The organism is Methanosarcina baikalica, from assembly GCF_031461075.1.
Taxonomy (GTDB): Archaea; Halobacteriota; Methanosarcinia; order Methanosarcinales; family Methanosarcinaceae; genus Methanosarcina; species Methanosarcina baikalica.
The window spans coordinates 1-15,055 of record NZ_JAVKPK010000078.1 but is presented as its reverse complement, the minus strand read 5'-3'; the positions used below and the strand labels follow the sequence as shown (position 1 = coordinate 15,055).

20 protein-coding genes are annotated in these 15,055 nt (G+C 39.9%); 10 read left to right on the top strand and 10 right to left on the bottom strand.

The window, feature by feature from the left end:
• The first annotated feature begins 64 nt into the window (after positions 1-64).
• Positions 65-664: a hypothetical protein gene (locus RG963_RS14485; RefSeq protein ID WP_310576994.1), complete on the top strand. Its 600-nt coding sequence runs from the start codon at positions 65-67 to the stop codon at positions 662-664.
• 26 nt (positions 665-690) lie between these two features.
• On the opposite strand, the gene RG963_RS14480 is transcribed toward RG963_RS14485, so the two are convergent.
• Positions 691-1,413, bottom strand: coding sequence for a cyclase family protein (locus RG963_RS14480; protein WP_310576993.1), 723 nt, complete (start codon positions 1,411-1,413; stop codon positions 691-693).
• 11 nt (positions 1,414-1,424) lie between these two features.
• Positions 1,425-1,610: a 4Fe-4S binding protein gene (locus RG963_RS14475; RefSeq protein ID WP_310576992.1), complete on the bottom strand. Its 186-nt coding sequence runs from the start codon at positions 1,608-1,610 to the stop codon at positions 1,425-1,427.
• Positions 1,611-1,748: 138 nt separating this feature from the next.
• On the opposite strand from RG963_RS14475, the gene RG963_RS14470 reads away from it, so the two are divergent.
• Together RG963_RS14470 and RG963_RS14465 are read left to right on the top strand one after the other, a co-directional pair.
• Positions 1,749-2,810 carry a radical SAM protein gene (locus RG963_RS14470; RefSeq protein WP_310576991.1) on the top strand — a complete coding sequence of 354 codons (1,062 nt, stop codon included), beginning with the start codon at positions 1,749-1,751 and terminating at the stop codon, positions 2,808-2,810.
• Positions 2,811-3,001: 191 nt separating this feature from the next.
• The gene (locus tag RG963_RS14465; RefSeq protein WP_310576990.1) at positions 3,002-3,586 is read left to right on the top strand and encodes a metal-dependent hydrolase; all 585 of its coding nucleotides are present in this window, start codon (positions 3,002-3,004) and stop codon (positions 3,584-3,586) included.
• Positions 3,587-3,603: 17 nt separating this feature from the next.
• Here the strand turns inward: RG963_RS14465 and RG963_RS14460 are convergent, their stop codons facing one another.
• The 8 genes from RG963_RS14460 to RG963_RS16645 all read right to left on the bottom strand — a co-directional run bounded on the left by RG963_RS14460 (position 3,604) and on the right by RG963_RS16645 (position 10,680).
• Positions 3,604-4,137, bottom strand: coding sequence for an acyltransferase (locus RG963_RS14460; RefSeq protein WP_310576989.1), 534 nt, complete (start codon positions 4,135-4,137; stop codon positions 3,604-3,606).
• A 133-nt stretch (positions 4,138-4,270) separates the two neighbouring features.
• A complete protein-coding gene (locus tag RG963_RS14455; RefSeq protein WP_310576995.1) occupies positions 4,271-5,404 on the bottom strand; it encodes a DUF362 domain-containing protein in 1,134 nt (377 codons plus the stop codon).
• A gap of 179 nt (positions 5,405-5,583) precedes the next feature.
• Entirely contained in the window at positions 5,584-6,576 is a 993-nt protein-coding gene (gene nadE / locus RG963_RS14450) for an NAD(+) synthase (protein ID WP_310576988.1), read from the bottom strand.
• 36 nt (positions 6,577-6,612) lie between these two features.
• Entirely contained in the window at positions 6,613-7,653 is a 1,041-nt protein-coding gene (locus tag RG963_RS14445; protein WP_310576987.1) for an adenine nucleotide alpha hydrolase family protein, read from the bottom strand.
• Entirely contained in the window at positions 7,634-9,112 is a 1,479-nt protein-coding gene (locus RG963_RS14440) for a class I adenylate-forming enzyme family protein (RefSeq protein WP_310576985.1), read from the bottom strand. Before RG963_RS14440 ends, RG963_RS14445 begins: the two co-directional genes overlap by 20 nt.
• A gap of 5 nt (positions 9,113-9,117) precedes the next feature.
• Entirely contained in the window at positions 9,118-9,363 is a 246-nt protein-coding gene (locus tag RG963_RS14435) for an acyl carrier protein (RefSeq protein ID WP_310576984.1), read from the bottom strand.
• Between the two features lie 270 nt (positions 9,364-9,633).
• Positions 9,634-10,320 (bottom strand): 4'-phosphopantetheinyl transferase family protein, encoded by a 687-nt coding sequence (locus RG963_RS14430; protein WP_310576983.1) that lies wholly within the window; start codon positions 10,318-10,320, stop codon positions 9,634-9,636.
• Between the two features lie 123 nt (positions 10,321-10,443).
• Positions 10,444-10,680 (bottom strand): zinc ribbon domain-containing protein, encoded by a 237-nt coding sequence (locus RG963_RS16645; RefSeq protein WP_396654739.1) that lies wholly within the window; start codon positions 10,678-10,680, stop codon positions 10,444-10,446.
• Positions 10,681-10,959: 279 nt separating this feature from the next.
• Here RG963_RS16645 and RG963_RS14425 point away from each other — a divergent pair, with 279 nt between their 5' ends.
• The 7 genes from RG963_RS14425 to RG963_RS14400 all read left to right on the top strand — a co-directional run.
• On the top strand, positions 10,960-11,121 hold the full coding sequence (locus RG963_RS14425) for a hypothetical protein (RefSeq protein ID WP_310576982.1): 162 nt from the start codon (positions 10,960-10,962) through the stop codon (positions 11,119-11,121).
• 15 nt (positions 11,122-11,136) lie between these two features.
• Complete coding sequence (locus RG963_RS14420; protein WP_310576981.1) at positions 11,137-11,283, top strand: hypothetical protein; 147 nt, start codon at positions 11,137-11,139, stop codon at positions 11,281-11,283.
• Positions 11,284-11,666: 383 nt separating this feature from the next.
• The gene (locus RG963_RS14415; protein WP_310576980.1) at positions 11,667-11,927 is read left to right on the top strand and encodes a hypothetical protein; all 261 of its coding nucleotides are present in this window, start codon (positions 11,667-11,669) and stop codon (positions 11,925-11,927) included.
• Between the two features lie 530 nt (positions 11,928-12,457).
• Positions 12,458-12,565: a ChaB family protein gene (locus tag RG963_RS16640; protein WP_396654737.1), complete on the top strand. Its 108-nt coding sequence runs from the start codon at positions 12,458-12,460 to the stop codon at positions 12,563-12,565.
• A gap of 572 nt (positions 12,566-13,137) precedes the next feature.
• Entirely contained in the window at positions 13,138-14,001 is an 864-nt protein-coding gene (locus RG963_RS14410) for a transglutaminase-like domain-containing protein (protein ID WP_310576979.1), read from the top strand.
• A 249-nt stretch (positions 14,002-14,250) separates the two neighbouring features.
• The gene (locus RG963_RS14405) at positions 14,251-14,712 is read left to right on the top strand and encodes a YgaP-like transmembrane domain (RefSeq protein WP_310576978.1); all 462 of its coding nucleotides are present in this window, start codon (positions 14,251-14,253) and stop codon (positions 14,710-14,712) included.
• Positions 14,713-14,884: 172 nt separating this feature from the next.
• On the top strand, positions 14,885-15,055 hold a 171-nt coding region (locus tag RG963_RS14400; protein ID WP_396654738.1), incomplete at its 3' end, for a transposase.

Below are 15,055 nucleotides of genomic sequence, written 5' to 3'. Positions count from 1 at the left end.
TAAAAAGTTATCTGTTAATAGACAAAGTAAAATTTTTTATTATTTATGGCATGTTAACTATTATATGAGAGATCTCGTCTCCGACACCGCGGCTGCAGATACGATCCCGCTAAAACTCGTTGTATATCTCGGGCTACTTGCGGCAGTTTTGATTCTGGTGGCCCAGGCCTGGAATACGGTGAGTCCCATTCTGGAAGATGCGCAAATTAAAGCCCAAACAGAAACCGCTTCACTGTCGATACTTTCAATCCAGGAAGGATATGCCCGAAACTCTGCTGACAGTTTTAGCCCTGCGGGGAGTATGTGTGCCCTTGAATTATCTCTTCCTGCTTCAGTCAGGTACATTAGTTTCGGAGTGGACCCTGACCCGGAATGTAATGGGCAACTGAACGATTCTGGTTGGACCCTCGAAAACAATACCATTATCTGTCAGTATCAAAATGGAGTTAAGAAACGCTTGTTTCTTGAAGGAAAGCCGGTTCACTTTATAAAAGGCAAGCTTGATTCAGAAGGAAGATGGACACCTGAGGAAAGCCAGGAGACAAATGAAACACGGTTATCTCTTGAAAAGAAGGGAGTGGTAATAGAGTACCCGGTTTCAGGAAAGTTCATATTTGAAATGGTCACGCAGAATGAAATAAGATACACAATGTCTCACTTCTGAAGGATTACAAAAAGTTGAGGAATAAGTCAGGAATAGGAAATTAATAGGGCTCTTGCAGGCGCGCCGTCACAACCTTCAATTTTGAGGGGCAGGCACAGGAAGAAATAGGTTCCTGCTTTTACTGAGCCGAGCTCAAGGCATTCTACTATGTTCACGTTACCTGAAAGAAGTACGCGGTGGGCAGGCAGACTTTCGGAATAAAGATCATCCACGGAAAAACCGTCAATTCCTATGGTTTTGAATCCTTTTCCGACAATCCACGCTGCTCCGCTTTTGTCAAGGTATGCGGGATCAAATTCTTCTTTCCAGGACTCCATGCTATGAGAACCTGCTTCTCCGCCTGGAGAACTAATATTACCTGTACCTTTTTGTTTTCGGGAAAAGCCTCCTGTTTTAAGAAGGAGAATTGAGATATTTTCAGGAACTCCTGCATTCTGGAAGGCCTTTTCAAGAATATCGGCAGTAAGTGCACCTGACAATGAAGAAAAATCGAGGATAAGTGCCATTCCCATGAGGTTTTTGAGTTCCAGTTTGTCAACAGTCAGGCCATTGTCCAGAATGTGAGAAGGAGCATCAACATGGGTGCCGGTATGGCTTCCGAAACTTAACCTGGATACTGCACAACCTTCTTTTTCAAGAGTACAGACCTTCTCAATTGCAGGTATAGGATCCCCTGGAAAAACTCGTGTAAAAGGGGAAATCGGGGTTGTAATGTCTATAACTTTTCCATTAACCGGAATTTTTTCCATGTTAAATCCCTTTATTCCATATAGATAATGGATCTGTTCGTGCACTCATCTATGCATTTCATACAGAGAGTGCATTTTTTAGGATCGATTTTTGCAAGCTCGTTTTCCTCGTAAATTGCGTCCACAGGACAGACATTTTTGCATTTTCCGCACCTTTTACAGCCGAAGACAACAACGTATCCGGTTTTTTCTGACATCAGTGAACCTTTGGCACCTTAAGGATATATCAGTTTCTAGATAGGAAAAAGTCCTTTCTCATAAAGTTAGTCTCACGCTGAGTGTACGGATATCCGAAACAAGCCTTATATATAAAAAAAGAATATGCAGGTTCAGGTATGGAAAAGTTCACTGAAGACGAGACTGGCTCTTTTTGCAGTTACCTTTCTGAAGGCTGCAGGCTCTGCCAGGAGGGCGCCAAAATGGTACTCTTTGTAACAGGCCTTTGTCCTAAAAATTGCTTTTACTGCCCACTTTCCAATGAAAGGCGTGGAAAAGACCTTGTTTTTGCGAATGAAAGATCTATAAAAAAAGATGAGGATTTACTGAAGGAAGCTGAGCTTATGAATGCTCTAGGGACAGGGATTACAGGCGGAGAACCAATTCTAAAAATAGAAAGAGTTCTCCACTATATAAGGGTCCTTAAATCTTCTTTCGGAAAAGAACATCACATCCATCTCTATACTTCTCTGGCGCCTGATAAGCAGGTCCTTGAAAAACTCGCAGATGCGGGCCTTGACGAAATCCGTTTACACCCGCCACAGACAAGCTGGAATGATCTCAAGCACAGTCCGTATGCAGATGCCCTGCAAAATGCAAAAGAGCTAGGGATCGAAACCGGAATTGAAATTCCTGCCCTTGAAGGAGCTGAAAAAGTTGCAGCTTTTGCAGAAGAAATGGAAGTTTTCCTTAACCTGAATGAACTGGAATTTTCCGATAATAACTCAAAAGCCCTCCTGAAATACGGATTTTGCCTCGAGTCAGACACATCCAGCGCAGCTGCCGGATCCTGTAAATACGCCGAGACTGCCATCTCGGCATGTAAAAGAACCCATTTCTGCTCCTCAACCTACAAGGATGCAATCCAGCTCCGCAAAAGGTTTCAGCGGATTGCAAAGAATACGGCTAGAGAGTTTGATGAAGTCACGGAAGACGGCACTCTCGTATATGGGATAATTGAGGGTGGGGATCAAGAACTTGCAGAAGAAACTCTACAGAGCATGGAGATCCCATCAGAATTGTATGAAGTGAAAGACGGGAAAATCGAAATAGCCTGGTGGATGCTTGAAGAGCTGAAAGAGGAAATTAAAGAAAAATTGGAACCCTCCGGATCCAGGCTTCTCATTATTGAAAGGTATCCCTTTGAAGATGGAATGCTTGTAGAACTGATTCCTCTTTAAGGGCACATTCCAGGGCAAATATGGAGTAAGAAGAATTCTTTCCAGATTTAGCAGACACTTTTGAACTTTATCAAATTGGTTATATGATATTTCTCCATGAAATGTTTGTAAGAAATATTATATAGTTTGGAATCAACTCTATTTTTGAAGTTCAAAAATTTTACTTTTAGAAAAATTATAAGTGTTTTCTTATGCCCTATCCGGTTGTACATGTGCTATTCTTTGTGTTCTGTATCAATGCAGTAGCAGTCTATGTTACTGTAAGATCACTTTTTCGAAGAGAACTTTCTTTCAGGGGTTCAATGAATTTACTATTGCTGCTGTCAGTGGGCAGTTTGTGCGCTTTGCTTCCGGATATAATGATTGTTTATAATCTACCTGTAAACGGTACCATAGAACACTGCTGGATCGGTGCGGTTCCAACACATTCACTTCTATTCAGTTTTCCTGCAATCCTGTTCGGGATAATTGCAGGATATGCTATATACAGGAAAGTTAGCAAGGCATTATATCTTGGCCTTTTTGCAGAGGCTGCTTTCCTTTCGCATCTATTGCTGGATGATATTAGTGAAGGCGGCTGCGAGTACTTTTATCCGATTTACAATAGAACTATCAGTATATTCTCAATGATGGATGTAAGTTTTCGGGGAACCGGGCTCTTTCATTACCTGACAGTATCTTTTGTATCGGTGTTTTTCATTTGCGCCGTAATAATGATGGCACTCTTTGCTCTAAGTAAATACGGTTTCGAATTCAAGTACCGGCCCGAAAAATAGTCATGAAGGTGTTAAAATCAGGTTTTAAGCTCGCCTACACCTTCAAGCTTTTTAACAACTCTGGCAGGGTAGCCCAGAGCAAGACTATTTGGAGAGATATCGCGACTAACTACGGACCCGATACCTATTATCGAATTATCTCCGATTTCGACACCCTGTGTGATGATACAACCCGGATTGACGGAAACTCCGCATCCGATTTTTATTGGAGCCATAGTTCTCGGATACGCCTGTCTTGTAGTCAAACTTCCTCTTGAATGTGCGGATAGTATACACCGATCGCCGATCTCAGAATAATCCCCTACAGTAATTAATTCAGGGTGTATCCTATCAAAAACCACATCATAGCCGACATATACATTCTCCCCGATATTTACACCCCGCATCCGGTGTAATTTTGCTCTCCAGGAAGGGACAGGAATGCTTGAGGCAAGCCTTTCCAGAATCCAGTTTTTAAAATATTTTATACCAAACAGAAGTTTATTACTGTGATAATGGTCTGTAACTTCACGAAAGGCTACTTGATCTCTGTTAGATACTACTGAAGTCATTTAAATGCCCCCCATTTGTCTATTAAATCATTTTATACTCATGTTCCATTACCCTTTAAAGAGTAAATATATTTTAGTAGTTTTTTATTAGTCTTGATATTGATAATATACTGATTTCCAGATAGCTCTTCAGTTAGCTTTTACTTATGGTTACAAGCTTTAGAAGCAGTGATTTTTCTATTTTTACAGCATCGTTAGGGCAAAGTTCTCGGCAACAATAGCACTGGATGCATTTTTCCTCGTTAATTTTGAGTGCACCGCCTGCTTCCTCAATGGCATGTGCCGAACAGTTCGAAACACATGCTTTGCAAAGCGCACAGCTTGAGGTGTTGATAACGGGTTTTACAGTTAACTGCCTTCGAAGAATCCTTCTAAGAAAAGATGGTATGAAAGCAGTAATTCCGCCTTCTGGTCTTTTGAATCTGACTTTTACCTCTTTCAAAGGCGTTCCTACAATCTCGGGATGCTCGGCTCCGAACCCTCTCGAGAGGGCAGCTTTATTTGTAGGAACCTTCAAAGGATCGATTCCTATAAATTCAGAAGCTACAATATCCAGAGCCACGCAGTCATAACTTGCCATAATCACGCCTGCAAAAACAGGTTTACCGTTGGCCGGGCCATTCCCTTCCATTCCGACTACACCGTCCATAACAGCAAGCTGAGGTTTGATGATAGAATATATATCGACAACTGCTTCTCCGAACCGGTCGCGATTTTCCAGGAAGTGAGCCTGTTTTCGGTTTTTCTGAGGTATGGTACCAAAGAAATTTTTAACCGCACCTGTATAGAGTGTGAGTTCATGAGTCTTGAGTTTTGGAAGTGAAATTATTACATCTGCGTCCATTACTGCTTTTGCTATGTGCAGACTTGAGAACTGCCTGGCGTTAAGAACATCAACCTCAACATAACCTGAAGTCTCAAAATTGATTAGTTCTGCCCCACAACCGGAAGCGGCATTCTCAATTTCGGATGCTTTAAATGCCTGCGAAGTCGTAGTAGACCCAGGTTTTACAATGCCTGAGCCGTCGCCTATAATTGGAATGCCTCCCGCCTCTGAAACCAGTTCACACATTGCCGATACTACTGCCGGATGGGTTGTTACAGCATCTTCTGGCGGTCGGATAGAAAGCACATTGGGTTTGAGAAGCACCCGGTTGCCAGGAGCTATAATCTTCTCAAGGCCGCCGATCAGGTTGAGCGACTCTCTTATCGCGTCTTTTGCATCAGAATAATCTCTGCAGCGAACAATAGAAACCCTGGTATTCATAATCACATCTTATACATTGAATAAATTTATGTTAATTATAATTACATCATCTGGCACCATCTACCGCAGTAATCTATGCAGTTTATGATCAGATTTTTTACTGCAGGCAAAGCCGAAATCCCTTTAATCTTAGGCTTGGATTATCAGGACATTGCCCCAGGTATGTATCTTCCTGCAACTTATCTGTTAAGATAGTAAACGGGAGGAGCAGCCCGAATATATTCGGTGGTATTACTTATTCTATTAATGTGTCTTTGAGCTTTTTCGATCTTGTCTCCGGAAAGCCCGGTGTTCTTTTCAATTACCTGCAAGGGTAAATGATGTTCTTGAGAATATAACAGTTGATCCATTATGTGCATGGGCATGCGCCAGTAGAATTCTTCATCAGTCGTATAATGGCTCCATGTATCAGCACTTGGAGGACGTTTCATAATCTCTTCGTTGATATGCAAATATTTACCCAGCGCATAGATCTGAGTCTTGTAACAGTCAGCCAGAGGTTCGAGGTCTACACCCCCGTCTCCATATTTTACGAACTGACCAAGGACCAACTCAGTCTTGTTGGTTGTTCCGCACACTACATAATTCATCTTTTCAGCATACATATACTGAATTACCATTCTGGACCGTTGCTTGACCCCCTGCAACCCGATAAGTTCCAGATAGTCATTTGCCTTCAACCTGTACTTTGCGATCGTCTCTCCATCTTTTATCAACCGAATATAAGGGACGTTCAAAATTTCTTTGTCAAGGAAATCAGGCAATATCAGTGAGGTTTTGTGTATTCTGGCATCATATTCCGGGCAGGTTCTCTTTATGATCTGTTCTTTCTTCTCATAAATGTTAAGTGATTCCAGGATTGGAGATATGGGAACCTCCTCGTATTCCACACCCAGGCTTTCGCAGATTTCTGCACCCAGGGTTTTACTGGAAGGAGCCGATTCTTTTTCAGGAAGTAGGAGTCCATACACATTTTCCTTTCCAATTTCTTGTACGCAAAGGGTAAGAGCTACAGCTGAATCAATCCCACCTGAAACTCCTAAAACTACTCCTTTTTTCTTAAAACCTAGAACCTGATTTTTGATAAAACCCCTGATATTCAAGACTAAATTTTCAATGTCTCTGTTCAGTTCTTCCATTATCTGCACGTTCAGTTCTTTCACTACCTGCATATCATTTCCCCCATGATTAGACTGTTTATACCACGATCAAATAGTAGTAGTTAATATTTTTTGAGAGGTTTTTACATTCAATTTAAGCTTCTTTGCAGCTTCTTCGATCAGCTGCCTTGATAGTTCCTGGCTAATTTTTTCAAATCCTTCCTCCCTCGACATTTCTCCGCTTCGGACAAGCCCTGCTGTATCAAAGGCGTATGGGTGGAATCCGTATTTTTCCAGGTGGTTATAGCAGGCGAAAGAGTTCAATGTACAATTGGTTGAATTACTGTCAGCGATGCCAGGTTGTTCCCATCCGATTTCCAGAAGTGTCTCCAGCACTTTGTCTTCGCTGTAATCCCATAGACACAATGGATGCAGGATACTCGGAGCATTCTCACCCATATTTTCAATAACCTTACTTTTAAGGAGGAAGAGTTCGTCTTTATCGTCGACGCCTATTTTTTCAAGCTGTTTTTTAAATAGGCTTCTGGACCACTGTATAAAATTAGGTGAAAGATTAATAATGGGATTTGGGGACTGACCTGCTGTGAAAGCAAATATAATAAAAGGTGCTTTCTGAATAATTGCCTGTTCTATCAGTTTCTGTTTGATGATAGTGATACAGACATTGCAGATATCACTTGCTCTATATTTAGCAAATTTAGGGAATGAATCGTAAGATTCGGCTGCCTTTCGGAATGTGTCGTAGAGTATTTCCTTTTCCATTGTCAGCTGGTAATAATCGGAGCCTGTGATCTTACACATCTTTTTTGCGTTTTTTATTGCGCCTTCGGAAGTGAACCCGTTATCGAACTGGACAGCCAGCACCTTCAGGAAAGAATAGTCTTTTTTGAGTTTGTAAAGCGTGTATGATGAGTCTTTTCCACCGGAAAGTGCATAAATAACGTCGTACTTACCCTTTCCCCTGTATTGTTCGAAAAGTTCTTCAATTTTGGTCAGATACTCATTCTTTTCCTGTGAAGAAAGGGGAGCATATGTCTCACAGAAATGGCAGAGGCCATTGTCCTCATTAATCCGTATACCTGGAATGTCAGAATCCAGAACACACTTTTTACATACTAGCTTTGACATGTTGGTATTCCTCTATGATAGATCGATTGGATATTTTTCCATTTTCGCTCAAAGGCAGATGATCAATGAACAATATTTCTTTTGGACACAGGTAACCAGGCAGGCTCTTCCGGCAGAATGAGAATAAATTTTCGATTACTGTTCCTTCTGCAGGTATGACCAGGAGACTGATCGCGGTTCCCATAAGCTCATGGTGTACAGGTACAACAAAAACCTTAGAGACCTCGTTATTTTCCTCTATGTTTCTCTCAATTTCTCTCGGGTTCACTCGGTGATCACCGATTTTAATAAGATCATCCTTGCGTCCCAGCAGTTTGATATATCCATTGGGCAATTTCTGTGCAAGATCGCCAGTATGCAGCCATCCGTTTATGATCCTCTTCTCGGTGGCAATTTCATCGTCCAGGTAACCTAACAGAATGTTATCCCCCCTCGCAACCAGTTCGCCCGTTATATTAAGCTCTACTGGCCGGAATTCGGAATCGAAGACGTCCAGAATGACCCCTGGAATCGATTTTCCTATAGTGTCAATGAATTTATCCACATCTTCTGCTGGCAGGTAGGCAAGTCTTGCTGTAGCTTCAGTCTGCCCATACATTGGTAGAATTTCCAGATAAGGGGCAAAAGCCCTAATATCTTTTACAATAAACCTATCCATACCTCCGCCTGCAGATGCAGCAGTTCTAACGTTAGTAAAAGCTTTTTTGAATCTATCTGGATACCGGAGGAGTATACGGTAAGTACTGGGCACCCCATAGAATATGGATACGCCTCTTTCTATGAGGTTGAAAACCGAGTCTATAAAATTCATATTTCCAATTCTAATAGTGCTGCCCGCCATCAGATGGGAATTAATTATGGAATTTCCAAAAGCATGGTGTGGTGATATTATTAAGGCTGCTTTATCTCTGGAGGTTATGCCAAGTACCTCTATTATTGACTGTGCGTTTGCTACCAGGTTTCTGTCGCTCAACATTACCCCCTTCGGAGCGCCTGTAGTGCCGGAAGTGTAGAGAACCAGCCGCAGTTCCGGATTACTTGAATCGGTTCCTATCCTCTTATGCAGAACCTCAACGGAAGTATCACTGGAAACAACTAGTACGGTTCCAAAACGCCCAAAAAAATCTTCCCCAAATCTTGAATATTGCGCATCAGTTGTAATGATATTATTGACATGGGCAGCATCAAGGATTCTTTCAAGACTGAATTTAGGAAATTCTATTGGCAGAGGAATTGCGATATTAAGTGACCGATACACCGCCATGAGTATTTTTATATACTGTATACCTGACTCTGCCAGTATTGCAAATCTGCAATGATTAAAATCCATCAAAGACAAAGCAATGGTATTTATGTCCTTATCAAGGCAGCTATAGTTAATCGACCTTTTGTCCTCTTCCAGAGCAATGTTTTGAGGAGTATTTCTGGCGTATTCCGTGATATACGCATCAATTCGCATATTTTTCACTTCGCCAGTTTGGTTATCATATTAGTAATTCCCTGCAAAGAGTCAAAATTTTCCGGTGTTAGCATATCTTCAGGAATCTCAATAGAATATTTATCACAGATATAGTCCATAAGTTCAAGCAGACCAATGGAATCTATAATGCCATTCTGAGTGAGAGAATCATTATCTTTCAAGCTGGTGTTATTGTCCATAAAAGAATTAGCCTTCAAATAATCAACTATGTCACTTTTTATCTGTTCCATGTATTATTATCCCCTATTATTTCGTTTAGTGGACTAATAATTGTGAGTAACACACAACTCTGTCCATAATAACGTGAAATCCCCACTGCTAGATATGCAATACAACTATATAAATAATTTGAGCTAGTCTCCCGGTGACAAAAAAGTTCTGAAAAAAATTGAAAATTTTGAGTAAAACCAATTGAGAGAACTCGGATGATACAATTTTAGCAATCTGTTATATTTTCCACTTCAGACGCCATTTTAAATCTTATATTTAATTGAACACATTCAATTCCAGTTGCAGTCTATCTTCTGAAGGTGATTTATATTGATAATATGTAAATCCGAGTGGGTAATGACTGAAAATATGTATTTATTGTCTAAAAAATAACTTGAATGGCTGACACTGCTTAGATTAAGATCTTTATTTAAATTAGGAAGCATGTTTTTATTGGAAAACTTACAATAAGCTTCTTTCAAAGTCCATGTTTTTAAAATATTGGTTTTACTTAAATGTTTGTCCGTGAATGAAGGTTTTTGACGCTGATATTTCAAAGTATTTTTAAGAGCCAGTGTTCTTCCAAGCTCGATATCAATACCGACCTCAACCTTTGATATTGCAAGGGCTACAATGTTTTCAGTATATGATATACATATATACATTTCATTATGGTTATGGATGCAGACTCTCCCATTGCCGTTTTTATATGTGGATATGTCGAAGGCGGATCGCTCGTGAAGGAGACTGCATAGAATATGTTTTAGAACCGTTCTGGAGACAATATATCTTTTCTTGAAATAATTGGTCTGTAAACCCTCGATATATTCCATTTCGATCCTGTCAAGGTAGGCCGTATTAAATGTATCATAATTATCTAAGTCAATGAGAATAATAAGAACATGGCTCTGTTCCCACAGGTAAGGAATATGTTCAAGAGATATAGAGGAAGTTATTGTTAAATTCTTACTGCACATATGGTTCACGTATATCTACTATATTTTAGTATGTGAACTACTCCTCTCTTAAAACTGAGCCGTCCGGCAAAGAATTTAAGGAGTAGCTTCCTTCGAGTATTTACGTCATCTGAGGTTTAGGTACTAGAACCAAATCCCAATCGACAAACCTGTTTGTCGAAGATTATCAGAAAATCTCTGATAGCCTACCCACAAGGCATTCTTTAATAGGAAATGTTGCATGATATTGATCGCATCATTCAGATCCCTGTTAAGTATATTTCCACAATTACATATTATAGTTCTTTGAGACAGAGGCAGATTATGCCTTTTTCTACAGACAGAACATTCCTTTGAAGTATAGCTCTCATAAATTCTTATTACTTTCGTACCTACAAATTAAACTTAATAGGTTAAAAATTCGATGAAGCGAGAAAAAGTATTCCCTTCAAATTGAGTAGAAAGCTCTGACTTCCAACTCAATGAGCTTTTATTCTCTGATCAGTTTCGCTAGAGATGATATCTCAAATTTGTTGCTCAGTCTATTAAACATGTAATCATACACACCATATTTAATCTGTAATATTCAGTTTTTTTGCTGTTTGAAAAATCGTCATGAATGTGCTGTTTTCCCTTGTTCCTTCATCTCGTTGAAGGCTCATGCCTCTTTTTCTGACCTTTGCTCTTGTCGCTAACTCCGCTGTATGTGGGGCTGGTAGTGGGGCGCCTTTACTCAACACTGCAGGGTTCTTTGCTTTTATATGCGCAGGTGCGGAAAAATCCGATCCTGCAACCGGATTGGTTTCCTACCGGCTGCTTTGAGGCTGGCCGATATCGGTGCCAGCATTGGTTTTAGCTGGCGCTCTGGACTATCCTGAAGTTATGAGAGCTGCTGACCTGCTGGCAAACGAGGTCAAGGAGCAAAAAGGATCATTTTGCCCTATCATGTTCATGTTCCGAACAGGGAAAACCTGCAGAATTTAATTGGCTTGCGCTTGATTTCTTGATCTGCGTATGAAGCCAGAATCCGAGATAAGGATTGAAATATGTGGAGTTGTAAATATTATTTAGCTAGTTAGAAATCTATTTTCTAACCGGCAGGATAAGACAAAGAGTCAATATATTATATCGAATCAAAAGTCTTTCCAAGAAACGGCGGATGATTTTCTCAGGCTGCAACTTATTCTCATCCATATTTTCTCGTCAGAAATGAGCTTTGAACGGGAAAGTCGAATTATATATGATATAAGACTAATATAAGATTATAAGCAAAAGCTTATAAAAATAATTGAACAAGATTATTAATGAGCCTTTGCTTTTTAGTGCGCAGTCCAAATGGACAATGCACATTTGAGAGGGGGAATATTGTGTCAGTGAAAATCAAATGGCAAATCTTTACAGCCGAGACCCGGAGCGACGGCACCTGGAGATCGAACAGCCCAACGCTTGAGGAACTTCTCAACGTTATGGCAAGCCCGGATAGAATTAAGGAACGAACTACGGACATTGAGGACTCTATGGCCCGCTTGGCCATCAGGGGACTACCATATTTCAAAATAACCGAGGTTACTTCTGGCAATAAAAGAGAAAAAAACTGTACTGAAAAACCTTTCGGGGTCAGATGTTAGCATAAATCGGCAGATAAAACCCACTGAAAGATGTCCTGGATATGTTCGGTTAAAATATGGTCCGTAAGAAATGTGTTATTTTCATTGCGTTTATGTAAGCTATAGTAAACGAAGATGAATTGAATATTGTAATATTTATCTCATATTAATGAATTCCTTAAACAAATACAAAAAAGAGATTGAATCGTCGAAGCCAGGGAAGTAGACAATCAAAGATAATAAGAATATTGGGTTTTTCAGTAAAGGAAAGCGTTCTCGGCGAGTGGAGCTGCGAAAGCCTCGAATCTGCGCCCTGATGTGATTACTTCAATTCATCTGACAGATATTGGTTACCAGAAGGACTGATTTACCAGGCTTTATATAAACCCTTTTAAAAAATAATCTTCGTTGATTAAATTGGGAAGTAAATGCCGTATAAAAGCAATTCTAAACTGCCTGGAAATAATTAAAGGGAACCTGCCAAAACACGGACAGGACATTTACAAGGAAGCCTTCAATATCGCCTGGAGAGAATAAAAAGAACCTTCAAAATGACGTGGGAAGCGTCAAGGGAAGAGACTGCTCACCGGATTACCTGGAGTGCGGTTAAAAGAGTATATGAGAAAAATTCTAAAGGGAACTGGGTAAAAAAGAATTAAATTTTGATTTTGGATTTCTGCCGGTTTATCTTTTGAACTATTATCAGTGAGTCTTTTTATCCATATCAGTAATACATAAAGTCTGCTTGAAGGCAGCTTGGTGCTGTTTAATAGTAAAAGCCTGCAAGTTCAGACAACGCAATTGAGGATATAAAGAGAGCAAAAGATAATATAACTCTTCCTATATACATATACTGTTGAGAACAAATAAAGGAAGATATCAGAAATATGGAGATACTATCCATTATAATGCGCAGAAAATGCAAATATCGTACCTCATGTCCACATTTTCGGCAGAAAAGTAAATATTGCGAGGAATTGGATCACTGTAAGTGTGGGTTATTTTTGAAAAGAGAACGAGAAGTGTAATCTCTATTTAAATCCTGCCATTGGGAATATTATTTCATCTCCCAATTATCCAATTATCCAATAACCCAAAATTTTTAAGCTTACGAAGTTTATCCTTACAAGTTTATCCTTACAAGTTTATCCTTACAAGTTTATATCTTATATAGTCTGTATTATGTTTTTAGTTTTATGCTATATTTAGTAGAGTTGGCAGCGCGATCTGGATGAAATTTTTAAAGCTATTAAGCCTGATTCTTTTCTTTACACTCACTGCCGCGTGCATAGGTCCTACTACCACTGAGAAAATTTCCTTTTCAAATTTGGACCTGAAAAGTCTGGTAGAGGATATAGAGAATGTCATAACGGATGGAGTGAACAATTGTCTCCCGGCTGAGGCAGGATCAGCAGACGAAATTGATATAGGGGAGAATACAAGTACCGCGGATAGAGCTGTTTCCGCTTCTTCTGAAGTACCTGATGTCCCGACTTATTCCGAAGAAAAATCAAATGTTACTTATTCGAGGGAACACAGGCTGATGTCTCAAAACTTTCAACGAGCTATCGGATCAGGAGATGAAAAAAGAATTGCAGCTGAAGTCTTCAATATAACCGGAAAGGCCTCAGGATACGATATAGAAGATGCCTGTGATGTTTTTGATTATGTGAACGAGCACTGGAAGTACCGTTACGATAAAAATGCCGAGTTTTTTTTCGGAGCTTCTCAAACTATCAATGAAGGATATAATGGAGATTGTGACGACTATTCCATAGTTATGTCCGCACTTTTAAAAAATATGGGGTTCAATACGAGGGTTGTTACTGCAACAAACAAGAGTTACGGGCACGCCTATCCCGAGCTCTATATAGGGAATGACGAGAAAACTGCGCGCGAAGTTATGAGTTATGTGCAGGGCAGATATTCCTACGCCGAAGATATCTGGTACTCAAACAGAAAACTTGAAGCAGGAGGACTTCAGTACTGGCTGAATTTTGATTGGAGCGGGTCAAACGGATACAGGCACCCAGGAGGCATATATTTTGAAGGAGTGCAGGTTATTTACTATCCAAATGGATTAATCGAATTCTGAAGCAGGAAGTAAACCGAAATTTCCCTTCAGAATAGTTTCTCCGCGCGTAAAACACGTATTTCTTCCCTTTAAAGGCTTAGATGACAAAAAATGGAAAAAAGGTATGTTTGAGTCTTTTTCTTCTATAAAAGTGAGTATTGAAAGTTCATTTTTATGATTAACTTTATATGGGCATACCTCTACCCTCTTTTAGTAAAAGATGATTCGGGTCGGATTATAGACCTTAAAAGGCCATTAAAGGGGAATTTTATGGTAATAAATAACTACAGTGAAATCATTCGGGGAGATAGGGTACGGGCTAATACCCTTCCTGAGATTAACCAGGCAATTGATATGGAGATAGCTGCAACAGTTCGGTTTTATGCGAGCAAAACCGAATATGAGATAACCAAGAAAATTAAAGAGCTTGATCTGGAATGGGACATCGAGCGCTATCTCGAAGCCAATGCGGCTATATTGTCTTTTATTGGAGCCGCGCTTGGGTTAAAAAAGAATCGGAACTGGTTTATTCTGCCTCTAGTAGTTTCCATTTTTCTGCTCCAACACGCAGTACAGGGATGGTGCCCTCCAATATCCGTATTCAGAAGGATCGGTATACGCACAAGGCGGGAAATCGAAGTGGAAAAATACGCACTGAAAACTTTGCGCGGGGATTTTGACGAGATTTATTACCAGGATAACAATGGGTCGCGCAAAGGAAGCTGTAAGTGAGAGCAGAAACGTCTGACAATGGAGGTAAAAACCTTTACTTATTTTTTGCAAATGCGGAAAGAATTGTGGAATTGTTGCAAGATTTAAGAAGAAATATCAAGATATGAAAATAGTTATAATATTAAACAATGCTCCATACAGCCGTGCAACATACACAACCAGTTAAGCTGGCTTGTATGGAATTGAATTATCCTTCTTGCCTCCATATTCACCAAATCTGAATCTCATTGAAAGATTATGGAAATTCTCAAAAAAGAAGCTATTAATCAATAAATACTATGAAAGATTTGAGGAATTTTTGAAACAAGTAAAAAACTTTGTGGAAGATATTGATCAATATGAT